Here is a 19,586-nt window from a genome sequence, read left to right as displayed (position 1 = left end):
GAATGACGGTCAGTAGCTGCGGGCGCGGATGACGTCGAGTTTCTGGCCGCGCGGCCGCGTGACGATGAAGACGTGGACGTCTGCCACGCTTTCGACGGTCTGGCCGCCGTGCTTGCCCATGACCCGCCGGATCGTGCCCTCCTCCTGCAGCCGCGGCCACACGATGTCGCTGTGTGCCCCGTGGTTCTCCCAGTCGGTCGACCCGCCGCCCTCGCCCAGCGCGACTCCCTGGATGAGGGTGGTCACCCGGATCTCCTCCTTCTCGAACTCCAGGTTCAGGGCCTGGCCGAGTGCCTCCAGACCCGCCTTGGTGAGGCGGTACACGGATTCGAAGGGGAAGACCTCGATCGTCACCTCGGACGAGGTGTTGATGATGTCGCCGCCGCCGGCCGCCCGCAGCAGCGGAATCGCCGCCCGGCAGGTGTAGACCGGGCCCAGCAGATTGGTGCGGACCTGGGCCATGATGTCGCCGTCGGAAAGCGCGTCGAACGGGCACGGGCGGTGCAGGCCCGCGTTGTTGATGAGGACGTCGAGCTTCCCGAACCGCTCCTCGACGGCACCGAAGGCGCTCCGCACGCTGTCCGGGTCGCCGACGTCGGTCGCCACGCCCACGGCGCCCGGCCCGAGCTCGTCCACCAGGGCCTTGAGGCGGTCCGGCCCCCGGGCCAGCAACACCACCGAGGCGCCTTCGGCCGCGAAGCGTCTGGCCACGGCCAGACCCGATCCGCTGGTCGCCCCGGTGACCGCGACCACCTTGCCCGCGAGCTGACTCATCGGGCCAGCACCCCGATCCCCGCCGCCTCGTTGCGCCGCCGCCATTCGTCCTTCGGCATGCGGGTGGTGTCGACGTTCGCGGCCCGGGCCCGGGCCCGCAGCGCGCCGACGGTGGCCTGCTCACGCGGAATCGTCGTGAACGGGTCGAAGTCGAAGAAACGGCACGCGTTCTGCCAGGTGATCTGGTGGGTCTCCGGTTCGGTGACACCGGCCTCGGTCAGCTCGCCCCACAGCAGCTCGGGCGATTCGGGCCAGGTGGTGTCCGTGTGCGGATAGTCGGATTCCCAGGCGATGATGTCGATGCCGATGTCATGCCGGGCCTTGAGTCCGGAGAGGTCGGTGATGAAACATCCCAGCACGTGCTCCCGGAAGATCTCCGATGGCAGCCGCCCACCGAAGTCGTTGTGCAGCCACACCTGGTTCTTCACATGCCGGTCGGCTCGTTCGAGGTAGAAGGGAATCCACCCGATCCCGGCCTCGGAGAAGGCGATCTTCAGGGTCGGGTACCGCTCGAGAACGTGGCCGAACAGGAGATCCTGCGCGACCAGCGTCATGATCTGCGTCGACAGGATGATCGAATGGTCCGGCGGGGCCTCCGGCGGCAGCTTCAGCAGGCCCATCCCGCCGCCGATGTGCAGGCAGAGCACGGTGCCGGCGTCGACGACGGCCCGCAGCATCGGATCCCAGTAGCCGGACAGCAGGCTCGGGTAGCCCTGCGCGTGCGGCGCCTCCAGGAAACTGACGGCCCGGCAGCCCTTCGCGGCGAGCCGGCGCACCTCCGCCGCGGCGAGCTCCGCGTCCCACATCGGGAGCATTCCGATCGGGATGAAACGGCCGGGGGCGCCCGCGCACCACTCGTCGATGTGCCAGTCGTTGTAGGCCTGAAGCATGATCATGGAGAGTTTCTTGTCCGGTGCCTCGGCGAACGTCCGGGCGTTGTATCCGGCCATGCTGGGGAAGCACATCGAGGCGAGGACGCCGTTGGCGTTCATGTCGTCGACACGCGCGCTCAGGTCGAAACATCCGGGTCGCAGCTCGGTGTAGGTCCCGGGGTCACGGCCCCATTCCTCGGCCGGCCAGCCCACCGTGGCGGCCATCCCGAAGGGCGTGGACGTCGCCACGCCCTGGAACACCCACTGGTCGATTCCCGCGTCGTTGCGGATGACCTTCGGCGCCAGATCCCGGTACCTGGCGGGCACGTGCCGCTCGTACATGTCCGGCGGCTCGATCGAATGATCGTCGATACTGACGAGGATCATGTCTTCTTTTTCCATGCTCACACCGGCCCTTCGCTTTCCCTGATCCGATTCACTGGCTGTCGGGCTCCGTTCACCCGGAGAGCTCCCGGCCGACCGCGGCGACGTCCTGGCTGGCGGCCGGCTCCGCCGCAGCTGCCGGCTCCGTCGAACCTGCCGGCTGGGCCGGGCGGACCGCTTCAGGCGGTTCCGCGGAACCGTTGTGCTCGGCGGAACCGCTGACCTCCGCTGGCTCCGCGATCTCCGGGTCTTCCGTGCCGAGATAGGCGGCGATCACCCGGGGATCCGAGCGGATCTCGGCCGGGGTCCCGGTCGCGATGACCTTGCCGAAGTCCATGACCACCAGCCGGTCGCAGACCCGGTTGAGCATCGGCACGTCGTGTTCGACCAGGACGATGCCGATGCCCCATTCGTCCGCCAGCCGGCGCAGCAGGTCGGAGAGCTCGTGGGTCTCCGACTCGTTCAGGCCGGCGGCCGGTTCGTCCAGCAGCAGGACCGAGGGCTCGGCCGCGATCGCCCGGGCGATGGCCACCTGGCGCCGGCGCCCGTAGGAGAGCTCGGACGGCAGGCGGTCGAGATCGTCGGCGAGCGCGAACATCTCGACCGCGGAGCGCGCCGCCGGTGTGAGCTGGGTGCGCCTCGGGCGCACCAGATCGGTGACGTAGGCGATCGAGTCACGCGGGTCGGCGGCGGTGCGCAGATTCTCCAGCACGCTGAGCTGGTCGAACAGTTCCAGCGACTGGAAGGTGCGACCGATGCCGAGCAGGGCCCGGCGGCGCGGGTTCTGCGCGTCCATCCGTGTGTCGTCAAGCTGGATGGTGCCGCTCCACAGCCGGGTGAAGCCGGTGACGGCGTCGATGAAGGTGGTCTTGCCGGCCCCGTTGGGACCCATGAGGCCGACGATCTCGCCGGGCCGGACCTCCATCGAGACGCCGCCGAGCGCGTGGACGCCGCCGAAGCGGACGGCGAGGTCCTGTACCCGCAGCACCTTGGGCGGCACCCGGTGCGCGACCGCGGGCGCGACTGCTCCGCCGCTGGAACGGCTGGCGCCGCCGCTGGAACGGCCGGCTCCGTGGCCGAAGCGGGCGGTGAGTGCCGCCGGGGGCCGCCAGCCCGCGATGCGGGCCGCGAAACCGTTGGGGAAGCTGATCAGGGTGGGCGCGAGGAGCGCGGCCAGCGCGAGCGTCACGTACTGGTTGATGTCACCGTTCGGGAAGATCTCTCCGAAGATCTTGGACGTGAGCCCGCCCGACGTGCTGGCACCGGCGATGACGCCGCCGAGCAGGAAGCCGACGCCGCCGATGACCGTGTTGATGACGACGGCGATCGAGCTGAACACGTTGAACTGGTTGAAGTCGACGTAGCTCGACTGGAAGGCCAGCAGGACGCCGCCGAGCCCGGCGATGGCCGCCGAGAGCGCGAACGAGACGAGCTTGGCCCCGTACACGCTGATACCCAGCGAGGCGGCCGCGCGTTCGTTGCCGCGCACCGCGACCAGCCGTCGGCCCGACCGCCCCCGTCTGATGTTGCCGGCCGCCACGGCGGCCAGCAGCAGCGCGGCCAGGCAGACGACGGCGTACCGCTTCGGGTGGCTGACCGGGTCGACGTCCCAGCCGAACAGCGAGGCGGGTTCGACGACGGTCCCTTCCAGACCGCCGGTCAGCGGGACGCTCTGGAAGAGGACGGCCTGCAGGGAGTAGGCGAGGCCGAAGGTGGCGATGGCCAGGTGGATGCCCCTGGTCCGCAGTGCGGGCAGGCCGACCACGACGCCCAGGGGGACCGCCGCGACCACGCCGATGACCAGCACCAGCAGGAACGGTAGCCCGTGTTCGGCGGCGAGGCGCGAGGCCACGTAGCCTCCCCAGCCGGCGAACGCGAACTGCGCCAGCGAGAGCTGCCCGCCGTAGCCGGTGACCACGACCAGCGAGACGCAGACGATCGCGCCGATGATGGTCGTGGTGAAGGCGTCCGTCCAGCTGTCCGGCGTCGACAGGATGACCACGGTCGCCACCGCGACCACGGCCGCGACCCGGCCGGGCCGCAGCACCCCGGTCCCGATCTCGGGGAGCACCTCGTTGACGTGGCTGCGCAGCGGCAGACCGCGGCCCCGCACGACCAGCACCAGTACGACGACCAGGAACGGGACGGCCTCGCCCCAGCCCGCGGCGCTCACGTAGTTGGTGATCTCGGACTGGGTGATGCCGATGACCATCGAGGCCGCGAACGCGATGGGGAAGGACGCGAAGGCCGCGACCACACAGGTGGCCAGGGCCGGGATGATCAACAGGATGAGCGTGTTGATGTCGAGCCCGGTGATCGGGACGATGAGGATTCCGGCCGCCCCGGCGAGCATGGCACCGAGCGTCCAGTTGATGACGGCGACGACGTCCGGGGAGTGGCCGGTGAGCTGCGCCGCGCGCTCGTTCTCCGCCACGGCGGCGGTGACGGCGCCGAACCTGCTGTACCGGTAGACCAGCCACAGGACCGCCGAGATCACCACCGCGATGGCGAGCAGGACCAGCCGGTCCGCGCCCACCGCCGGCCCGCCGAACGGGCGGACGCTGTCGGTGGGAAGGAACGACGGCACGATGTGCACCTCGGTGCCGAAGACGATGCGGCCCGCCTGCTGCAGCACCACCATCACCCCGAGGGTCGCGATCACCCTGGTCAGCGGTGGTGCGTCGCGCAGCGGGCGCATCACCGCCAGGTGCATGAGGGCGCCGACGGCCCCCGAGATCGCCAGCGCCAGCGCGACGGCGGGCGCGGTCGGGACGCCGGCCTCCATGTGTAGTTGGTAGAAGGCCAGGGCGCCCACCGCGGCGAACGCGCCCTGCGCGAAGTTCACGACGCCGGAGCCTCGATAGACGAGGAGAAGGCCCTGGCCGGCAAGGGCGTAGATGGCTCCCAGACCGAGGCCGAGCAAGGCGAAGCGAATCATCGTTGCGCTACCCCTCGGTTCCCGCCGCCCGCGCTGGTCGCGGTCACGGCTTGGTGAAGATGGGGACGTAGCCCTCGGATGTCTGCTGGAGCTTGCCGTCCTTGACGACGCCTTCGACGATCTGCTGGTTGAACAGGCGGGGCATCCCGGGCAGGGCGTCGAAGGGCTTTGTGGTGGAGAAGCCGTCCGGCAGCAGACCGAAGACGTTGAAATCGTTGAGGTTGCTGAATGCCTTCAGCGTGGACTCGCGGGTGACGGGTCCGTCGATCGTGCGGGCAACCTGTGCGAACGCCCAGGTGTCGAGCCAGCCGTAGAGGCTGACCTGATCGATGATCTTGCCGGGCTGGTGTTTCGTCATCTCGTCGCGGAACCGGACGATGCCCGGCTCGTCGCTGGTGACGATGGGCAGCCCGGCGGAGACGAGGACGCCGTCGGCCTTGTCGCCGAGCGCGGACAGCGCGCTGGGCACGAGCGAGGAGGCACTGGCGGAGATCTTCTGGTCGAAGTCACCCCCGCGGGCCACGGTGAGCCAGGCGGCGAGGTGCGTGGGCATCGCGGCGAGGGCCACCCCGTCGCCGTCGGCGCCGCGGGTCACGGCCGGAGTGAGGTCGGTGGCGGTCAGGTCGATCGGGATGCTGCCTGTGATCTTCATGCCGCGGCCGCGTTCCAGGGAGACCTCGTTGAACTGCACCGCGGAGGCGGCCTGCGCGATGTTGGTGTAAGCGACCTGGATCTTCCTGGCTCCGGCGTCGGCCAGGACGGTGCCCAGCGCAGCGCCCTCGGAACCGGCGAGCGGGAAGGAGTTCTCGGAGTTCAGCACCGACTGGCTCTGCGGCGGCGGGCCGATGTTGGGAACACCGGCGGCGGCCAGGATCGTGTTGACCTGCTCCTGGTAGGCCTCGTAGTCGCCTACCTCGGCGATGATCGTCTTGTCGGCGACCAGGTCGCGGGCACACTCGACGGCCTTCGCCGGCCCGTCGGTGCCGCCGGCGTCGCAGACCTTGACGGTCAGCGGCCGGCCGTTGATGCCGCCGGAGGCGTTCACCGCGGAGGCCGCGGCCAGCGCTCCGTGGTAGACCTCGACGGGTGGGCTGACGCTCGACAGCGGCGTGATCACTTCGACGACGATCGGGTCACCGGCCAGGCCGGCGGTGTCGGCGGCGGCCTGGCCGTCGGAGCCACCACCGCAGGCGGCGAGTGCGGCCGATAACAGCCCGGCCGCGGCGATCACCGCGAGTGCCCTGCGATTCTTCATGATCGGACTTCCCTTCCCGGTGTTCTCCCGGAGAAAAGAAACGGGAGACTCGTGTGACGGCAGCACTCCAACCGGCGTTTCGGCCGGTTTCCTTCGTTTCCGGCTGGCCTGGGGGACACGCCAGGCGCAGGATCATCGGTGTTTTCTGGGCAGCGCTCATCGGCCGCGGCAGGGTTTCCCGGCGCGCACTGACCCGCCGCAGCTGCGGGCCGTGCCGGCCCATCGGGTGCGGTTTGTCCGTTTCCGTCTCTGGAGGAATCTCAGTTTTGAACTGAGTCAAATTTTGCGAGATCTACTTTTTAACAGGTGGGCGCGGGTCGCACAACCCTCTGTCCAGGTCTGATGTGCTGGGTGGGCTGGCGGCGTCCGCCCTGCCTCCGAGGTGCGACCCGGCTCGGCCCGAGTGCCGTGGTCGCACGGGTCGGCTCGTGGGCCTCCCCGTTGCCGGTGGGGGCCCGGTGCAGCTCGGGGGTCCGGTGTCGAGCGGGCGTCGCGCCCGTCCCCGGGGCGCGGCCGGCCCTTGCATACTTTGACTCAGTCTAACTATGGTGTCGAGGGAGTGGCCGGGGCGACCAGCGTCCAGCGGGCTTTCAGGCCGTTAGGGAAGGGAGTGCGAGCCAGTGCATCAGCCGATGGCGGGCATCAGGATGGTTGAGGTCGCCCAGTTCACGTTCACCCCTGCGGCAGGTGGAATTCTTGCCGAGTGGGGTGCCGATGTGATCAAGGTCGAGCATGCCGTGGCGGGTGACGCTCAGCGGGGAATGGTGAACCACCCGAAGGACGGCACATTCCAGCCGATCATGGATCATCCCAACCGCGGGAAGCGCAGCATCGGCCTCGACCTCGCCACCCCTGCGGGCTACGACGTCCTGCTCGAACTGTGCCGTGACGCGGACATCTTCCTCACCAATTTCCTCCCGGCCGCGCGCCGCCGGCTGCGGCTGGACGTCGACGACATCCGAAAGGCGAACCCGGACATCATCTTCGTCCGTGGGTCCGCGCACGGGCAGCGCGGGCCGTGGGCGGAGAAGGGTGGTTACGACGGCTCCGCCTTCTGGTGCCGGATGGGCAGCGCCTGGGGGGTGACTCCGCCGGAGAGCCCGCGGGTCGTCAGCATGCCCGCCGGCGCCTACGGCGACTCGATGGGCGCGATGACCATCGCCGGCGGCATCGCCGCCGCGCTCTACGGCCGCGCGACCACGGGCCAGCCCTCGGTCGTCGACGTCTCCCTCATGAGCGTCGGGGCCTGGGCCTTCGGGCTCGACCTGGGCAACGCGGCGCTCACCGGCGCCGCGAAGGAACCCGTACCGCTCAACCAGACCATGATGAACGTGGCGCTGAACCCGACGGTGGGCCACTTCCGGACGTCCGACGGGCGGTGGATCAACTTCACGATGCCGCAGGCCTTCCGCTACTTCCCGGATGTCTGCCGCCACCTCGGTCTCGATCATCTCGTCACGGACGAGCGCTTCGACACCGCGCAGAAGCTCATGGCCAACTCCGCCGAGGCCGGCCGGTACATCGCCGACGCGATCGCCGAGAAGCCGTACGCGCACTGGATCGACCACCTGCAGACGATGGAGGGCCCCTGGGCCCCGGTCCAGGGCCCGCTCGACATCCTCGACGACCCGCAGATGCACGCCAACGGCTATCTGAGCACGTTTCCCGACAGCGAGGGCAAGGAACGTTCGCTGGTCGCCAACCCCGTCCAGTTCGACAACCTGCCGCCGGACACCCGGCGCGCCCCCCAGTTCGCCGAGCACACCGACGACCTGCTCCGGGAGCTCGGGCACACCGACGAGCAGATCATCCAGATGAAGATCGACGGCGCCGTCACCTGACCGGTGAGCCCGGCGCGCCCCCTCGGACCACTCCAGCCCCTCGGACAGCGGAGGACACCGTGACGTACCGCGTCATCCAATGGACAACCGGCACCGTCGCCAGGGAGGCGGTGGCGGGCATCCTCGGCCACGCCGATCTGGAACTGGTGGGCGCCTGGGCCCACTCCGAGCACAAGGACGGCCAGGACGTCGGCGAACTGTGCGGATTAGGCCCGCTGGGCGTGACAGCGACCCGCGACAAGGAAGCGCTGCTGGCCACGCCCGCCGACTGCGTCTGCTTCACCGTGGGACGGAACTGGGTGGAGGACCCGAGCGAGACGTTCGGGGACCTGCTGCGGATCCTGCGGTCCGGCAAGAACGTCGTGAACCTGTGGTGGCCGACCCTGGTGTACCCGAAGGCGCAGGACGACGACCTGTACAAGGAGCTGGAGCAGGCCTGCCTCGACGGCGGGTCGTCGATCGTCACGGTCGGGATGGACCCCGGCTACGGCACCGCGGGCCTCGCGCTGTCCGCGCTGGCGCTCGCCCGTGAGGTCAGCAGCGTGCACATGTACCAGTTCATGAACAACGCCTACTGGGAGGGGGAGGGCATCACGAAGTTCTTCGGCTTCGGCCAGCGGGACGCGGCACGCTCGCCCATCCTCGCGCCCGGTGTGACGACCAGGTATCACGCGACGACGCTGCACCTGCTGGCCGACGCCATCGGCGTGACGATCGAGGAGATCGTCGAGGACCACACGCTCAGCTACGCGGACGAGGCCTTCGACGTGGCGTCGGGCCACATTCCGGCCGGGACGATCGGCGGGGTCAGATACCGCGTCAAGGGTCTGGTCGGCGGCGTGGCCAAGGTCGTCGTCGAGCATGTCGAGAAGCTGCGGGAGAACGACTTCGCGGAGCTGGGATTCGCCGGCGACGGCTACCGGGCGGTCGTCGAGGGCCTGCCCGGCATCACGCTGGACCTGAAGATCTCCTCGCCGGCCGGATACTCGGGCGACCCGGTGGCCGTGGCGTCGGCGATGAGCGTCGTCAACGCGGTTCCCCGGGTCTGCGCGGCCGAGCCAGGGGTCCTGTCGCTGCTCGATCTGCCTCCGTTCCCGTCGAGAAATCCGGCCGCCCCGCGGCTTTAGAAAAGAAAGCGGCGGCCCACCGGAAATCGGTGGGCCGCCGCTTTTGTTGGACGGGGCCGGTCACACCGACCGCTGGGTCATCAGGAACTCGATGACCGGGCGGCCCGTTTCCCACGAGCCGCCGATCGAGGACATCACGTGGCCGGAGTCGACGAGGAGACTGACGCCGCTCACACCGGCGGCCGCGGAACTGTTCAGAAACGCCATCACGTCGGCGATCTCGTCCGCCCGCAACGGCGCTGTGGCGGTCGCCTTTCGGTACTGCTCGTCGAAACCGAGCCAGGTGTTGGCACGGGCGAGCGGGGTGTCCGTCGGCCCCGGGCAGACCGCGTTGATCCGAATTCCCTTCGTCAGCAGCGGATAGGACTCGCGGGCGACATAGGCGTTGATCGCCTGCTTGCTGAACATGTAGGTGCAGGTGCCATCATGACCGTCAACCCACGCATCAGCGGACGCGTAGTCGGGCGTCGCGAGGAAATCGACCAGCAGCGGCAGGTGATTCTGCCAGCCGAGCCCGGCCACCGACGAGATCATGCAGATCGCCGAGCCGGGGACCAGTGTTCCGTCCTGGACCAGCCGCTCGGCGAGATGGCGGTGGGCGATGAAGTTGACTCGCATGACGGCCGGCCCGCCGGCGATGCCGGCCGCGGAGAACACCGCGTGCAGCGGCCCGGTTACCTGGTCGATCGCGGCATCCAGTGCGCCGGGGTCGGTGAGGTCGACGGTGATCTGCTGGTCAACCGGATAGTCGACCGGGGCGCGGTCCATGACCACGACCTCCGCGCCGAGCGCGCTGACCGCCCGGGCGGCCGCCGCGCCCATTCCGGTGGCCCCCCCGACCACAAGAACCCGCTTTCCGTCGTAGCGAAATGCTGCTGTCTCGGTCATGCTCCGCGCCCTCCGATTCTTCCTGCCCAGGTCTGCTCCGGGGCGGATCGGCGTCTCGACGGCCCTGCGGGGAAATGGGGCCATGCCGGTCCTGCCCGCGACCGGGTTGACAGTACATGTACTTGAACCTAGTGTAAATATGGACGGTAAGGCGGCAGGTGGGGGACCTGTCTCCTCCGGTGTTGGGAGACTGGCACGAGCGGACCGCGCCGCCCGGAGGGAAGGGCATCCATGAGCGAGCCGCAATACTCGATGACCGATTCGGACTGTGCTGTTACTGATGCGCGTGGAGCACTCGTCGATTCGCGCTACCAATACCTCACCTACGAGGAGCTGGACGACGGGGTGATTGTGCGGATCATGCTCAACCGCCCCGGGACCCGTAACGCCCAGAACCGTGGCCTGCTGGTGGAGCTGGGCGACGCGTTCCTGCGCGCCGAGGCCGACGACACCGTCCGTGTCGTCATTCTCGGAGGCCACGGCTCGATGTTCTCGACGGGCCACGACATGGGCTCGCGCCAGGGCCGCGAGGACATGCTCCCGGGGCCGAACCAGCATCCCTCGGCAAAGGTGAACGGCGGAACCCGCCACGGCGCCGAGAAGCTGATGCTGCAGGAGTGGCACCACTTCTTCGAAAGCACCCGCCGCTGGCGGAACCTTCGGAAGATCACCATTGCCGCCGTGCACGGCGAGGTCTACGCGGCGGGCCTCATGCTGATGTGGGCGTGCGACCTCATCGTGGCGGCCGAGGGCACCACGTTCGCCGACATGGTGGGTACCAGGCTCGGCATGTGCGGCATGGAGTACTTCGCGCATCCATGGGAGTTCGGCCCGCGCCGGGCCAAGGAGCTACTCCTCACCGGCGACTCGATCGACGCGGAGGAGGCCTGGCGCCTCGGGATGGTCTCCAAGATCTTCCCGGGGGTCGAGCTGCATGACTCGGCGCTGCGGTTCGCCCGGCGGATCGCCTCGATTCCCACCATGGCAGCCCTGCTCATCAAGGAGTCGGTGAACCAGAGCGTGGACAACATGGGCTTCTACAACGCGCTGAACGCCTGCTTCACCCTCCACGAGCTGAACCACTCCCACTGGGCCTGGGTGCACGAGGGTGGAATGCCGGTGGGCCAGCCGGGTGACCAGGGCGTCGCCGACTGGCGGACCAGTCCGCCGGTCCCGCCGTCGCGCCGGGACCTCGTCCAGGTCCCCGCGCCGAACGCCCATCCGGTCGGTTGAGGGAATGGACGTGACGGCAGGGGTCCGCCCACCCGACGTCGACCCCGACGCGAAGATCAGATGCTCCGACTGGGCGCGGGTGGCGGCCATGTCGCCAGCGGGCACGGCCGGAACCTACCCGGGCTTCCTGCTCGTCGAGATCCCGCTGCCATGGCCGCGGGACGTCGGCGAAAGCGCCCAGGGCGCCGCCCTGGAGCCACTCATCGGTCCGCCCGGCTACCGGCTGCAGGCCGTCGTCCCCGCCCAGCGGCGCCCTGCAGGGGAGGAACGGCGGGTGATTCTGCATGCCCGCAGGCCCGGTGAGGCCAGGTTCGCCGGATACCGCAGGTTCGAGAGCGCGGTCGGTTGCTCGTTGTACGACACCGTCGGCGAGCTGGTCGCGGCGGCGGCCGACCCGGCGCCGTCGGCGCTGGAGATCCCCGCTGTCGACGTCCTGGTGTGCGGGCACGGCCGCCGCGACGCCTGCTGCGGCCGGCTCGGCGCGGGCCTCGCCGTGAAACTGGAGGCGGCCGGGGTGCGGCCGGGGGTGAACCTGTGGCGGGCCAGCCATCTCGGCGGGCATCGATTCGCGCCGGTGTGCCTGGTGCTCCCGGAGGGAACCGGCTGGGCCTTCGCCGATCTCGATCTCGTCGACTCCGTGCTGAGCCGCTCCGGTGACCCGGAGCGGCTCGCCGGCCACTACCGGGGCTGCTCGGGCCTCGCGGACCCGCAGGTGCAGGCACTCGAGCTGGAGGTCCTGCGGCGGGAGGGCTGGGGTGTGCTGGACCGCCCCCGCAGCGGGTCGGTGCAGGGCACCCGGGCCGAGCTGACCTGGGCCGAGGGCGGGAACGCCGTCACCTGGTCGGCGGACGTCCGCCCCGGCCGCACCGTCGCGATGCCCGACTGCCTGAGCCCGCCGTCGGCCGCGGCGAAGCGCCAGACCGAATGGGCGGTCTCCGACGTCGTCCGCCACGAGCACACGCCGTCCGCCACAAGCACGCCGCGCTCGCCCGACACGCCGCTCGCCTGACACGCCGCTCGCCTGAAACACGTCTCACCTGACAGGAGCAAGGACATGACCTACGCGGGCCTGGACATCGCGAAACTGCTCATCGACGGCCAGCTCGTCGACGCGGACGGCGGGGCCACGTACGACAACATCAACCCGGCCACCGAGGCCGCCATCGGCGTCGCCGCGGACGCCTCCGCCGGCGACGTGGACGCGGCGATCGCGGCCGCCCGCAGGGCCTTCGACGAGACCACATGGAGCACCGACGTCGCGTTGCGGGTCCGCTGCCTGCGCCAGCTGCAGGACGCGCTGTCCAAGCACGCCGAGCCGTTCAAGGCGATGTCGACGGCCGAGGTCGGCCTGCCGAGCAGGATCTCCGGCTCCACCTTCGACCGGCCGGTCGAAGGCATCGGCTGGGTCGCCGACCTGCTGGAGAAGTACGAGTTCACGCAGGCGCACGGCATCGGCCAGATCGAGCAGTTCCGCTCCCGCCGCTGGACGGAGCGGGAGCCCTACGGGGTGGTCGGCGCGATCACCCCGTGGAACCAGCCGACCCAGGTGAACCTCGCGAAGGTCGCCCCCGCGCTCGCCGCCGGGAACACCGTCGTCCTGAAGGCCGCGCCGACGACCCCGTGGTGCGCGAGCGCGCTGGGAAAGATCGTCGCGGAGCACACCGACATTCCGCCCGGCGTCCTCAACGTCATCACCAGCTCGGTCAACGACCGGGGTGAGGAGCTCATCACCGACCCGCGCGTCGACCTGATCAGCTTCACCGGTTCCACCGCGGTCGGGCGGCGGATCATGAAGCTGGGCTCGGAGACGGTGAAGAAGTGCTTCCTGGAGCTCGGCGGGAAGTCGGCGAACATCGTCTTCGCCGACGCCGACTTCGCGACCGCGATCGGGATGTCGACCTTCATGGTCTGCGTCCACGCCGGCCAGGGCTGCGCCACGCTGACCCGGCTGCTCCTGCCGCGCTCCCGCTTCGAGGAGGGCGTCCAGCTTGCCGCCCAGATGCTGTCGATGGTGCCCTACGGTGATCCACTCGACCCCGCGAACGTGATGGGCCCACTCAACAGTGAGCGCCACCGCGACCGCGTCGAGGGCATCGTCGAGCGGGCGAAGGCGGCCGGTGGCACGCCGGTCCTCGGCGGGCGGCGCCCGTCGCGGTTCGACCGGGGCTACTACTTCGAGCCGACCCTGTTCGCCGACATGCCCGAGGACGCGGAGATCGTCCGCAACGAGATCTTCGGGCCGGTGCTCGTCGCGCTGCCGTTCGACGACGAGGACGACGCCGTGCGGATCGCGAACGACAGCATCTTCGGCCTCTCCGGCGCGGTCTTCTCCGGCGACCACGAGCGTTCCAAGGCGGTCGCCCGCCGGATCCGCGCCGGCACGATGATCGTGGACGGCGGCATCTACTACGGGCCGGACGTCCCCTTCGGCGGGTACAAGCAGAGCGGCATCGGCCGCGAGATGGGCCAGCTGGGCTTCGAGGAGTACCTCCAGATCAAAACCCTGTGCGAGCCCGTGTGACCCCCCGGGACCGGTACCGCACACACGCACACACGCGCAGACGCACGTCGACGGAAGCCAGGAGCACAGCGTGAGCACCGCGACCGAGATCTACTACGACCCGTACGACTTCGACATCGACCAGGACCCCTACCCGGTGTGGAAGCGCATGCGGGAGGAACAGCCGCTCTACTACAACGAGCGGTACGACTTCTACGCGCTCTCCCGGTACGCCGACGTCGAGGCCGCCTCCGTCGACTGGCAGAGCTACACGTCCGCCAAGGGCATCCTGATGGAGATGGTGAAGGCCGGCTTACCGACACCGCCCGGGCTTTTCATCGCCGAGGACCCGCCGGAGCACGACATGCACCGGCTCATCCTGAGCCGGGCCGTCACCCCGCGGCGCGTGCAGGTCCTGGAGGAGCGGATCCGGGAGCTGTGCGCGGAGTACCTCGACCCGCTCGTCGGCAGCGGTGGCTTCGACCTGGTGCAGGACTTCGCCGGCCACCTGCCGATGCGGGTCATCGGCGCCCTCGTCGGCATTCCCGACGAGTACCTGGTGAGCCTGCGCGACAGGGTGGAGGAGTCGGCCCGGCTCACCGAGGAGAAGCCGCAGGAGGAGCAGCGGCTGCCCAGCATCGGGGCACCATACGCGCCGTTCCTGGAGTTCCGTCGAGCCAACCCGGCGGACGACTTCCTCACCACCCTCATCCAGGCCCGCTTCACCGACGTCTTCACCGGCGAGGAGCGCGGGCTGAGTGACGCCGAGATCCTCAACTACGTCGGCATGCTCTACGCGGCCGGGGTCGAGACGACGGCCCGGCTGATCGGCTGGCTCGGGAAGGTCCTCGCCGAGCACCCCGACCAGCGGGCCCAGGTCGTGGCCGACAGGTCGCTCGTCCCGAACGCGGTCGAGGAGACGCTGCGCTTCGAGGTGCCGTCACCGATCCAGATCAGGGTGGCGGCGAAACCGGTCGAGCTGTACGGGCAGCGCGTCGAAGAAGGGAAGATCGTCACCCTGCTGACCGGCTCGGCGAACCGGGACGAGCGGGCCTTCCCCGGCGCGGACACCTTCGACATCCACCGGAAGATCGACGCGCACCTCACCTTCGGCAAGGGTGTGCACTACTGCTTCGGCGCCGCCCTGGCCCGGATCGAGGGCCGGATCGCACTGGAGGAGCTGCTGAACCGCTTCCCGCACTGGGATGTCGACCTGTCCGGCGCTGAGCTGATCCACACCGCGACCATCCGCGGCTACCACAGGCTGCCGATCGTCCTGTGAACCAACCGGCGGCGGGCGGCGGGCGGCGGGCGGCGGCGGGTGGGCGGTTCCGCGGAACCGCCCACCCCGCCTACCCCGCCCACCGTCGACTGCCCGGGCCCGGCTAGCCGAGCTCGACGATGCGGGTGGGACGGAGGGTGACCACCACCCGCCCGTCGACGGGCGCCGGGAAATGCTCCAGGTCGCTGCCGTAGACCGCGAGCAGGCGCCTGAGGAAGGCAAGGTCGGTGTCCTCGGTGATCTCGACGGTGCCGCGGACCTCCAGAGTGCGGTACGGGTTGCCGGGGTCGATCACGAAGAGCGTCGCCTGCGGCCGGGCGACGAGATTGCGGTACTTCTGCCGGCCGGGGTGCAGCGAGGTCCGGACGTGATCGCCGTCCAGCATCGCCCAGATCGCGGTGACCTGCGGCTGCCCGTCGGCTCCGACCGTCGCGAGGGTGACCGTGTGTCCGGACTCCAGCAGGTCGCGGTGGCTCGGGGAGATGGTCGGCACCGGTTCTCCATTCTCATGGCGTCTCATGGCATGAAATCGTGGTGCGAATCAGGCGAGGGATGCCTACGGTGAACGACCGTATCCGCAGACCGACTGGTCCCCGCCCTGACCTGCCGCCTGGTCGGCGGTCGCCGACCAGGCCAGCGTGCGGACGGCCCCGGCGGCCTCGTCGGCCACCCGGGCGGGGCTGGTGTCGAAGCCGCGCATGAACCCGCCGCGTGGCAGGTAGGCGTAGCCGTGCGCGATCGCGACCAGCGCCCGCAGCAGGTGGCCGGCCGCGTCGGGGTCGCCGGTGACGGCCAGCGCGGGGAACAGCAGGCGGTCGTGCAGCTCACGGGTGGCCTCGCGGCGCTGCGGGTCGGGTACGTCCTGGAGCTCGTCGGCGAAGATGAGCTCGAACCCGGCGCCGTGGGTGAGGGTGAAGTGGACGTAGACCCGGGTGAGCCTGGCGAGCACCTCGACGGCGCGTGCCACCCCGACCCCCGCGCGGTCTCCGACATCGCTGTCGCTGTCGTCGTCACGGTCGTCGGGCTCCGCCGGTTGCTCGGTGGCCGCGCGCATCAGCTCGGAGAGCTGGCGGGCCGCGAAGGTCGCGGCGGCGGAAAGCAGCTCGGCCCGGTTGGCGAAGTGCCGGTAGGGCGCGGCCCCGCTGACCCCCGCCCGCCGGGCCGCGGCGGCGACCGACAGCCCGGTGACCCCCTTCGCGCTGACCAGCTCGAGTGCGGCCTGGACGAGCGCGGCGCGCAGGTCCCCGTGGTGATAGGTGGCTCGCTGGGTCACCGGTGACGTCCTCTGCTTCTGCTTCTGCCTCGGCCTTGGCCGCTGCCCGTGCCCTGACCTGCGCTGATCCATCCGTCCGATGTGTTCCATCCCGCTTTGACCCCAATGTTAGAGGCCTCTTACATTGGTTCGACTCGCGGGCCCGGCCCGCACCCCGGACCAGGAGGCGGACAGCACATGCGAGCGACGTTCATGTACGGAGCAGGCGACGTCCGCGTCGAGAACGTGCCGGATCCGCGGATCGAGGCACCGACCGACGCCGTCGTCCGCATGGTGCTGGCCTGCGTGTGCGGCTCCGACCTGCACCCGTTCCACTCGATGCCCGCCGCCGAGCAGGGTGTCCCGATGGGCCACGAGTTCATCGGCGTCGTGGAGGAGATCGGTGCGGAGGTCACCGGTCTCGCGCCGGGCGACCTCGTCATCTCCCCGTTCTCCTTCTCCGACAACTCCTGTGCGTTCTGCCGCGACGGCCTGCACACCTCGTGCGTCAACGTCGGCTGGTTCGGCGGCGGCGGCGCGGGCGGAGTGCAGGCCGAGCTGGCGCGGGTGCCCCAGGCCGCCGGCACCCTCGTGAAGATCCCGAGCGACGTCGACGAGGCACTGCTGCCCTCCCTGCTCACCCTGTCGGACGTCTACCTGACCGGCTGGCACGCCGCGCACATGGGCAAGGTGACGCCCGGTTCAACGGTCACCGTGATCGGTGACGGCGCGGTCGGCCTGTCCGCGGTTCTCGCCGCGAAGCAGCTGGGTGCCGAGCGGATCATCCTGATGGGGCGGCACACCTCCCGCACCGACCTGGGCCGGGAGTTCGGTGCCACCGACGTCGTCGCCGAGCGTGGCGAGGAGGGCGTCGCCAGGGTGCTCGACCTCACCGGTGGGGAGGGCAGCCCGGTGGTGATCGAGGCCGTCGGCTACCTGCCGGCCTACGAGCAGGCCTACGGCGTGGTCCGTCCGGGCGGGATCATCTCCCGGGTGGGCGTGCCGCAGTACGAGGAGGCGCCGGTCGGCTTCGGCTCCCTGTTCGGCAAGAACGTCTACCTCACCGGCGGGCCGGCACCCGTGCGTGCCTACGTCGAGCAGGCGCTGCCCGAGGTGCTGAAGGGCGCGATCAACCCCGGCAGGGTGTTCGACCGCACCGTCACCCTCGACGACGTCGCCGACGCCTACCGCGCCATGGACACCCGCGCCGCCCTGAAGGTCCTCGTCCGCCCCTGACCCCGCCGCGCGGCGCCGTCTCGCGCGGACGCCGCGCCGTCTCGCGCCGCGCCGCCTATGCCCCGGTGGGCCTGAGCTGGATGAACAGGCTCTCCGCGTCGGCGCACAGGGTCTCGCCGTCGAACAGCCGGCCGCTGAGGAACAGCTTGCGGCCCTCGACACGGTCGACTGTCGCCTCCACCCGCAGCCCCACCTCGACCCGGGTGAGCGCACGGTAGCTGACGTTCAGGTACAGCGACCGCGCGAACGGCCGCCCGTGGTTGGCCAGCATGGCCAGCACCTCGTCGAACACCAACCCGATGGCGCCGCCGTGCACCGCCCCGCCGAGGGTGAGGTAATGCCGCCCGAACGTCACCCGGGCCACCGTGCGGTCGCCACCCCGCTCGTCCCAGATCACCGGGGGAACCATCGTCTGACCGCGGCCATCCAGGTCCAGCCGCATGCCGGTGACGCGCTCGGCCTCGGGCACGGCGAACTGCCGCAGCTGCGCGCTGAGCTGCGTGAACTGGTCGGCGACCTGGGTCACGACCGCAGCGGGCGGTCGGGTGTCGGCCACCACGTCGAGCAACTCGCGCAGGTTCTCCACGAACCGGCCGAAGTCGGGGCCACCGGGAACGGCATCGGATAAGGCCGCGGATTCATCTGTCACAGTGATTCATCCTTCCAGGCCCGCGCTCACAGTGTGGGCCTGGAGAGGCGTTCGGCGGCGGCGCGCAGGAAGGTTGCGGCATCCCCCGCGAGGGGCTCGCCGTGGCCGAAGCAGGCGGTCTCGACGTCGAGCGCCGCCAGCCTGGCGAAGGACGCGAGGGCCTCGGCCCGGTCGACGTTGAACACGCCTGGGAAGACCGGCGTCCGCGGGTCGGCGGACTGCGGGTCGCGGGCCATGATGTCGCCGGCGAACAGCACCCGTGGCCCGGGCAGGTAGAGAGCGATGCTGCCGGCGGTGTGCCCCGGCGTGGCGATGGTCAGCGCCCCGTCGGCGATGTCGACGACGTCCCCGTCGGCCAGCGGGCGATCGATCCGCACCGGAGCGGGATCGGTGGCCGGCAGACCGGCCTGGACCTGGTCGTACAGAGCCTGCTCCCAGTCGGCGAGGTCCGGCGGCAGGGCCGCGGCGCGCCCCTCGACCAGCGGGACGTCCGCCTGGTGGGCGAGCACGGTCACCTCGCCCCAGGCCGCGATCTCGGCCGCCGCGCCGGCGTGGTCGACATGGCCGTGGGTGAGGACGAGCTGCCGGACGTCCCGTGGGTGCCAGCCGAGCTCGCGGATCGCCCCGGCGATGTGCGGCCCGGAGCCGGGCAGACCCGCGTCGATCACGGTGAGCCCGTCCGGGTCCCGCCACAGGTAGACGTGCCCGACGGGAAAGCGCAGGAAGTAGAGGTCCGGGACCAGCTCGACGACGTCCATGGCGTCACGGTAGGTAGCCGGCATGGCGGGCCGCGCATGAATTAGCCTGCAGCAGATTCGCCACGAGCAGAGCCAGCACCGGCGGGCGGTCGGTGTGCCTCGGCCGCGTCGGCTCACGGGTGTCGCTCCGCCGAAAGGTTGACGTCTCGGCCCAGGACGCTCATCCGGCGGATGGTCGTGCCTAACTCTGCGTGCCAAGGACTGTCGGCTTGCGCCGGTGTGACGGTGCTGAATCCGACATCGATTTTCAGAACCCGGGAACGCGGGGCAGGACGATGTGGCACCCCCAGGGCCCGCGGACGCGAGGAAGCGTGTGCGCGCTGAATGCGCCGGGCTGATGCATCTGCATATGAATTCCCGCGCCATGCTCGGGAGCAGCCGGTCGGTGTGTGCCCTGTCGCCGCAGGGCCCACCGCCGACAGGTGTCGGGGTCCGGGTGGTCCCATCCCGTCCCGTCTCATCCCATCTCCCATCCCGGTAATCACAACGCGCGACGGAGGGGCGAGTTTGTCCGCCCCCGGGAGATAGGCCGGATGAGCCTGCTCATACACCCTGTAGCATCGCTTGCGGTCCAGTGACCGCTTACCGGCGGGCGTG

The 19,586-nt window shown here is 70.2% G+C and carries 16 protein-coding genes; 7 read left to right on the top strand and 9 right to left on the bottom strand.

Annotated elements, in window-relative coordinates; translation table 11 throughout:
* Positions 1-9: 9 nt before the first annotated feature.
* Genes AWX74_RS20720 through AWX74_RS20705 form a run of 4 tightly spaced genes read right to left on the bottom strand, consistent with a single transcriptional unit; the run spans position 10 to position 6,223 of the window.
* On the bottom strand, positions 10-774 hold the full coding sequence (locus AWX74_RS20720) for an SDR family oxidoreductase (protein ID WP_091279422.1): 765 nt from the start codon (positions 772-774) through the stop codon (positions 10-12).
* The gene (locus AWX74_RS20715) at positions 771-2,048 is read right to left on the bottom strand and encodes an amidohydrolase family protein (protein ID WP_091279419.1); all 1,278 of its coding nucleotides are present in this window, start codon (positions 2,046-2,048) and stop codon (positions 771-773) included. Before AWX74_RS20715 ends, AWX74_RS20720 begins: the two co-directional genes overlap by 4 nt.
* A gap of 55 nt (positions 2,049-2,103) precedes the next feature.
* Positions 2,104-4,968 carry an ABC transporter permease subunit gene (locus AWX74_RS20710; protein ID WP_091279416.1) on the bottom strand — a complete coding sequence of 955 codons (2,865 nt, stop codon included), beginning with the start codon at positions 4,966-4,968 and terminating at the stop codon, positions 2,104-2,106.
* A gap of 43 nt (positions 4,969-5,011) precedes the next feature.
* Complete coding sequence (locus AWX74_RS20705; RefSeq protein WP_091279412.1) at positions 5,012-6,223, bottom strand: ABC transporter substrate-binding protein; 1,212 nt, start codon at positions 6,221-6,223, stop codon at positions 5,012-5,014.
* A gap of 620 nt (positions 6,224-6,843) precedes the next feature.
* On the opposite strand from AWX74_RS20705, the gene AWX74_RS20700 reads away from it, so the two are divergent.
* Positions 6,844-8,064: a CaiB/BaiF CoA transferase family protein gene (locus AWX74_RS20700; RefSeq protein WP_091279408.1), complete on the top strand. Its 1,221-nt coding sequence runs from the start codon at positions 6,844-6,846 to the stop codon at positions 8,062-8,064.
* 59 nt (positions 8,065-8,123) lie between these two features.
* Entirely contained in the window at positions 8,124-9,191 is a 1,068-nt protein-coding gene (locus AWX74_RS20695; protein WP_091279406.1) for an NAD(P)H-dependent amine dehydrogenase family protein, read from the top strand.
* A gap of 60 nt (positions 9,192-9,251) precedes the next feature.
* Here the strand turns inward: AWX74_RS20695 and AWX74_RS20690 are convergent, their stop codons facing one another.
* On the bottom strand, positions 9,252-10,079 hold the full coding sequence (locus AWX74_RS20690; RefSeq protein WP_091279404.1) for an SDR family oxidoreductase: 828 nt from the start codon (positions 10,077-10,079) through the stop codon (positions 9,252-9,254).
* A 252-nt stretch (positions 10,080-10,331) separates the two neighbouring features.
* Between AWX74_RS20690 and AWX74_RS20685 the strand changes: the two genes are divergently transcribed.
* The 4 genes from AWX74_RS20685 to AWX74_RS20670 all read left to right on the top strand — a co-directional run bounded on the left by AWX74_RS20685 (position 10,332) and on the right by AWX74_RS20670 (position 15,094).
* Positions 10,332-11,312 (top strand): enoyl-CoA hydratase, encoded by a 981-nt coding sequence (locus tag AWX74_RS20685; protein ID WP_091279401.1) that lies wholly within the window; start codon positions 10,332-10,334, stop codon positions 11,310-11,312.
* Between the two features lie 4 nt (positions 11,313-11,316).
* Complete coding sequence (locus AWX74_RS20680) at positions 11,317-12,321, top strand: sucrase ferredoxin (RefSeq protein WP_091279398.1); 1,005 nt, start codon at positions 11,317-11,319, stop codon at positions 12,319-12,321.
* A gap of 45 nt (positions 12,322-12,366) precedes the next feature.
* Positions 12,367-13,833 (top strand): aldehyde dehydrogenase family protein, encoded by a 1,467-nt coding sequence (locus AWX74_RS20675; RefSeq protein WP_091279395.1) that lies wholly within the window; start codon positions 12,367-12,369, stop codon positions 13,831-13,833.
* 70 nt (positions 13,834-13,903) lie between these two features.
* A complete protein-coding gene (locus tag AWX74_RS20670) occupies positions 13,904-15,094 on the top strand; it encodes a cytochrome P450 (RefSeq protein ID WP_091279393.1) in 1,191 nt (396 codons plus the stop codon).
* A 103-nt stretch (positions 15,095-15,197) separates the two neighbouring features.
* On the opposite strand, the gene AWX74_RS20665 is transcribed toward AWX74_RS20670, so the two are convergent.
* On the bottom strand, positions 15,198-15,587 hold the full coding sequence (locus AWX74_RS20665; RefSeq protein WP_091279390.1) for a PPOX class F420-dependent oxidoreductase: 390 nt from the start codon (positions 15,585-15,587) through the stop codon (positions 15,198-15,200).
* Positions 15,588-15,650: 63 nt separating this feature from the next.
* Positions 15,651-16,367: a TetR/AcrR family transcriptional regulator gene (locus AWX74_RS20660; protein ID WP_165615702.1), complete on the bottom strand. Its 717-nt coding sequence runs from the start codon at positions 16,365-16,367 to the stop codon at positions 15,651-15,653.
* 177 nt (positions 16,368-16,544) lie between these two features.
* Between AWX74_RS20660 and AWX74_RS20655 the strand changes: the two genes are divergently transcribed.
* Positions 16,545-17,582 (top strand): alcohol dehydrogenase catalytic domain-containing protein, encoded by a 1,038-nt coding sequence (locus AWX74_RS20655; RefSeq protein WP_193209857.1) that lies wholly within the window; start codon positions 16,545-16,547, stop codon positions 17,580-17,582.
* 55 nt (positions 17,583-17,637) lie between these two features.
* Here the strand turns inward: AWX74_RS20655 and AWX74_RS20650 are convergent, their stop codons facing one another.
* Complete coding sequence (locus tag AWX74_RS20650) at positions 17,638-18,231, bottom strand: PaaI family thioesterase (RefSeq protein WP_091279384.1); 594 nt, start codon at positions 18,229-18,231, stop codon at positions 17,638-17,640.
* 26 nt (positions 18,232-18,257) lie between these two features.
* On the bottom strand, positions 18,258-19,013 hold the full coding sequence (locus tag AWX74_RS20645) for an MBL fold metallo-hydrolase (RefSeq protein WP_242666336.1): 756 nt from the start codon (positions 19,011-19,013) through the stop codon (positions 18,258-18,260).
* Between the last annotated feature and the right edge of the window lie 573 nt (positions 19,014-19,586).

The sequence above is a fragment of the Parafrankia irregularis genome (genome assembly GCF_001536285.1).
Classification (GTDB): Bacteria; Actinomycetota; Actinomycetes; order Frankiales; family Frankiaceae; genus Parafrankia; species Parafrankia irregularis.
Note: the sequence above shows the minus strand (reverse complement) of the source record. Positions and strands in the feature narration are given on the sequence as shown.

What these genes read in the sequence shown, in the direction of transcription:
- AWX74_RS20720 (WP_091279422.1), bottom strand. Translation starts at nt 774, where the DNA reads ATGAGTCAGCTCGCGGGCAAGGTGGTCGCGGTCACCGGGGCGACCAGC.
- AWX74_RS20715 (WP_091279419.1), bottom strand. Translation starts at nt 2,048, where the DNA reads ATGGAAAAAGAAGACATGATCCTCGTCAGTATCGACGATCATTCGATC.
- AWX74_RS20710 (WP_091279416.1), bottom strand. Translation starts at nt 4,968, where the DNA reads ATGATTCGCTTCGCCTTGCTCGGCCTCGGTCTGGGAGCCATCTACGCC.
- AWX74_RS20705 (WP_091279412.1), bottom strand. Translation starts at nt 6,223, where the DNA reads ATGAAGAATCGCAGGGCACTCGCGGTGATCGCCGCGGCCGGGCTGTTA.
- AWX74_RS20690 (WP_091279404.1), bottom strand. Translation starts at nt 10,079, where the DNA reads ATGACCGAGACAGCAGCATTTCGCTACGACGGAAAGCGGGTTCTTGTG.
- AWX74_RS20685 (WP_091279401.1), top strand. Translation starts at nt 10,332, where the DNA reads ATGACCGATTCGGACTGTGCTGTTACTGATGCGCGTGGAGCACTCGTC.
- AWX74_RS20680 (WP_091279398.1), top strand. Translation starts at nt 11,317, where the DNA reads ATGGACGTGACGGCAGGGGTCCGCCCACCCGACGTCGACCCCGACGCG.
- AWX74_RS20675 (WP_091279395.1), top strand. Translation starts at nt 12,367, where the DNA reads ATGACCTACGCGGGCCTGGACATCGCGAAACTGCTCATCGACGGCCAG.
- AWX74_RS20655 (WP_193209857.1), top strand. Translation starts at nt 16,545, where the DNA reads ATGCGAGCGACGTTCATGTACGGAGCAGGCGACGTCCGCGTCGAGAAC.
- AWX74_RS20645 (WP_242666336.1), bottom strand. Translation starts at nt 19,013, where the DNA reads ATGCCGGCTACCTACCGTGACGCCATGGACGTCGTCGAGCTGGTCCCG.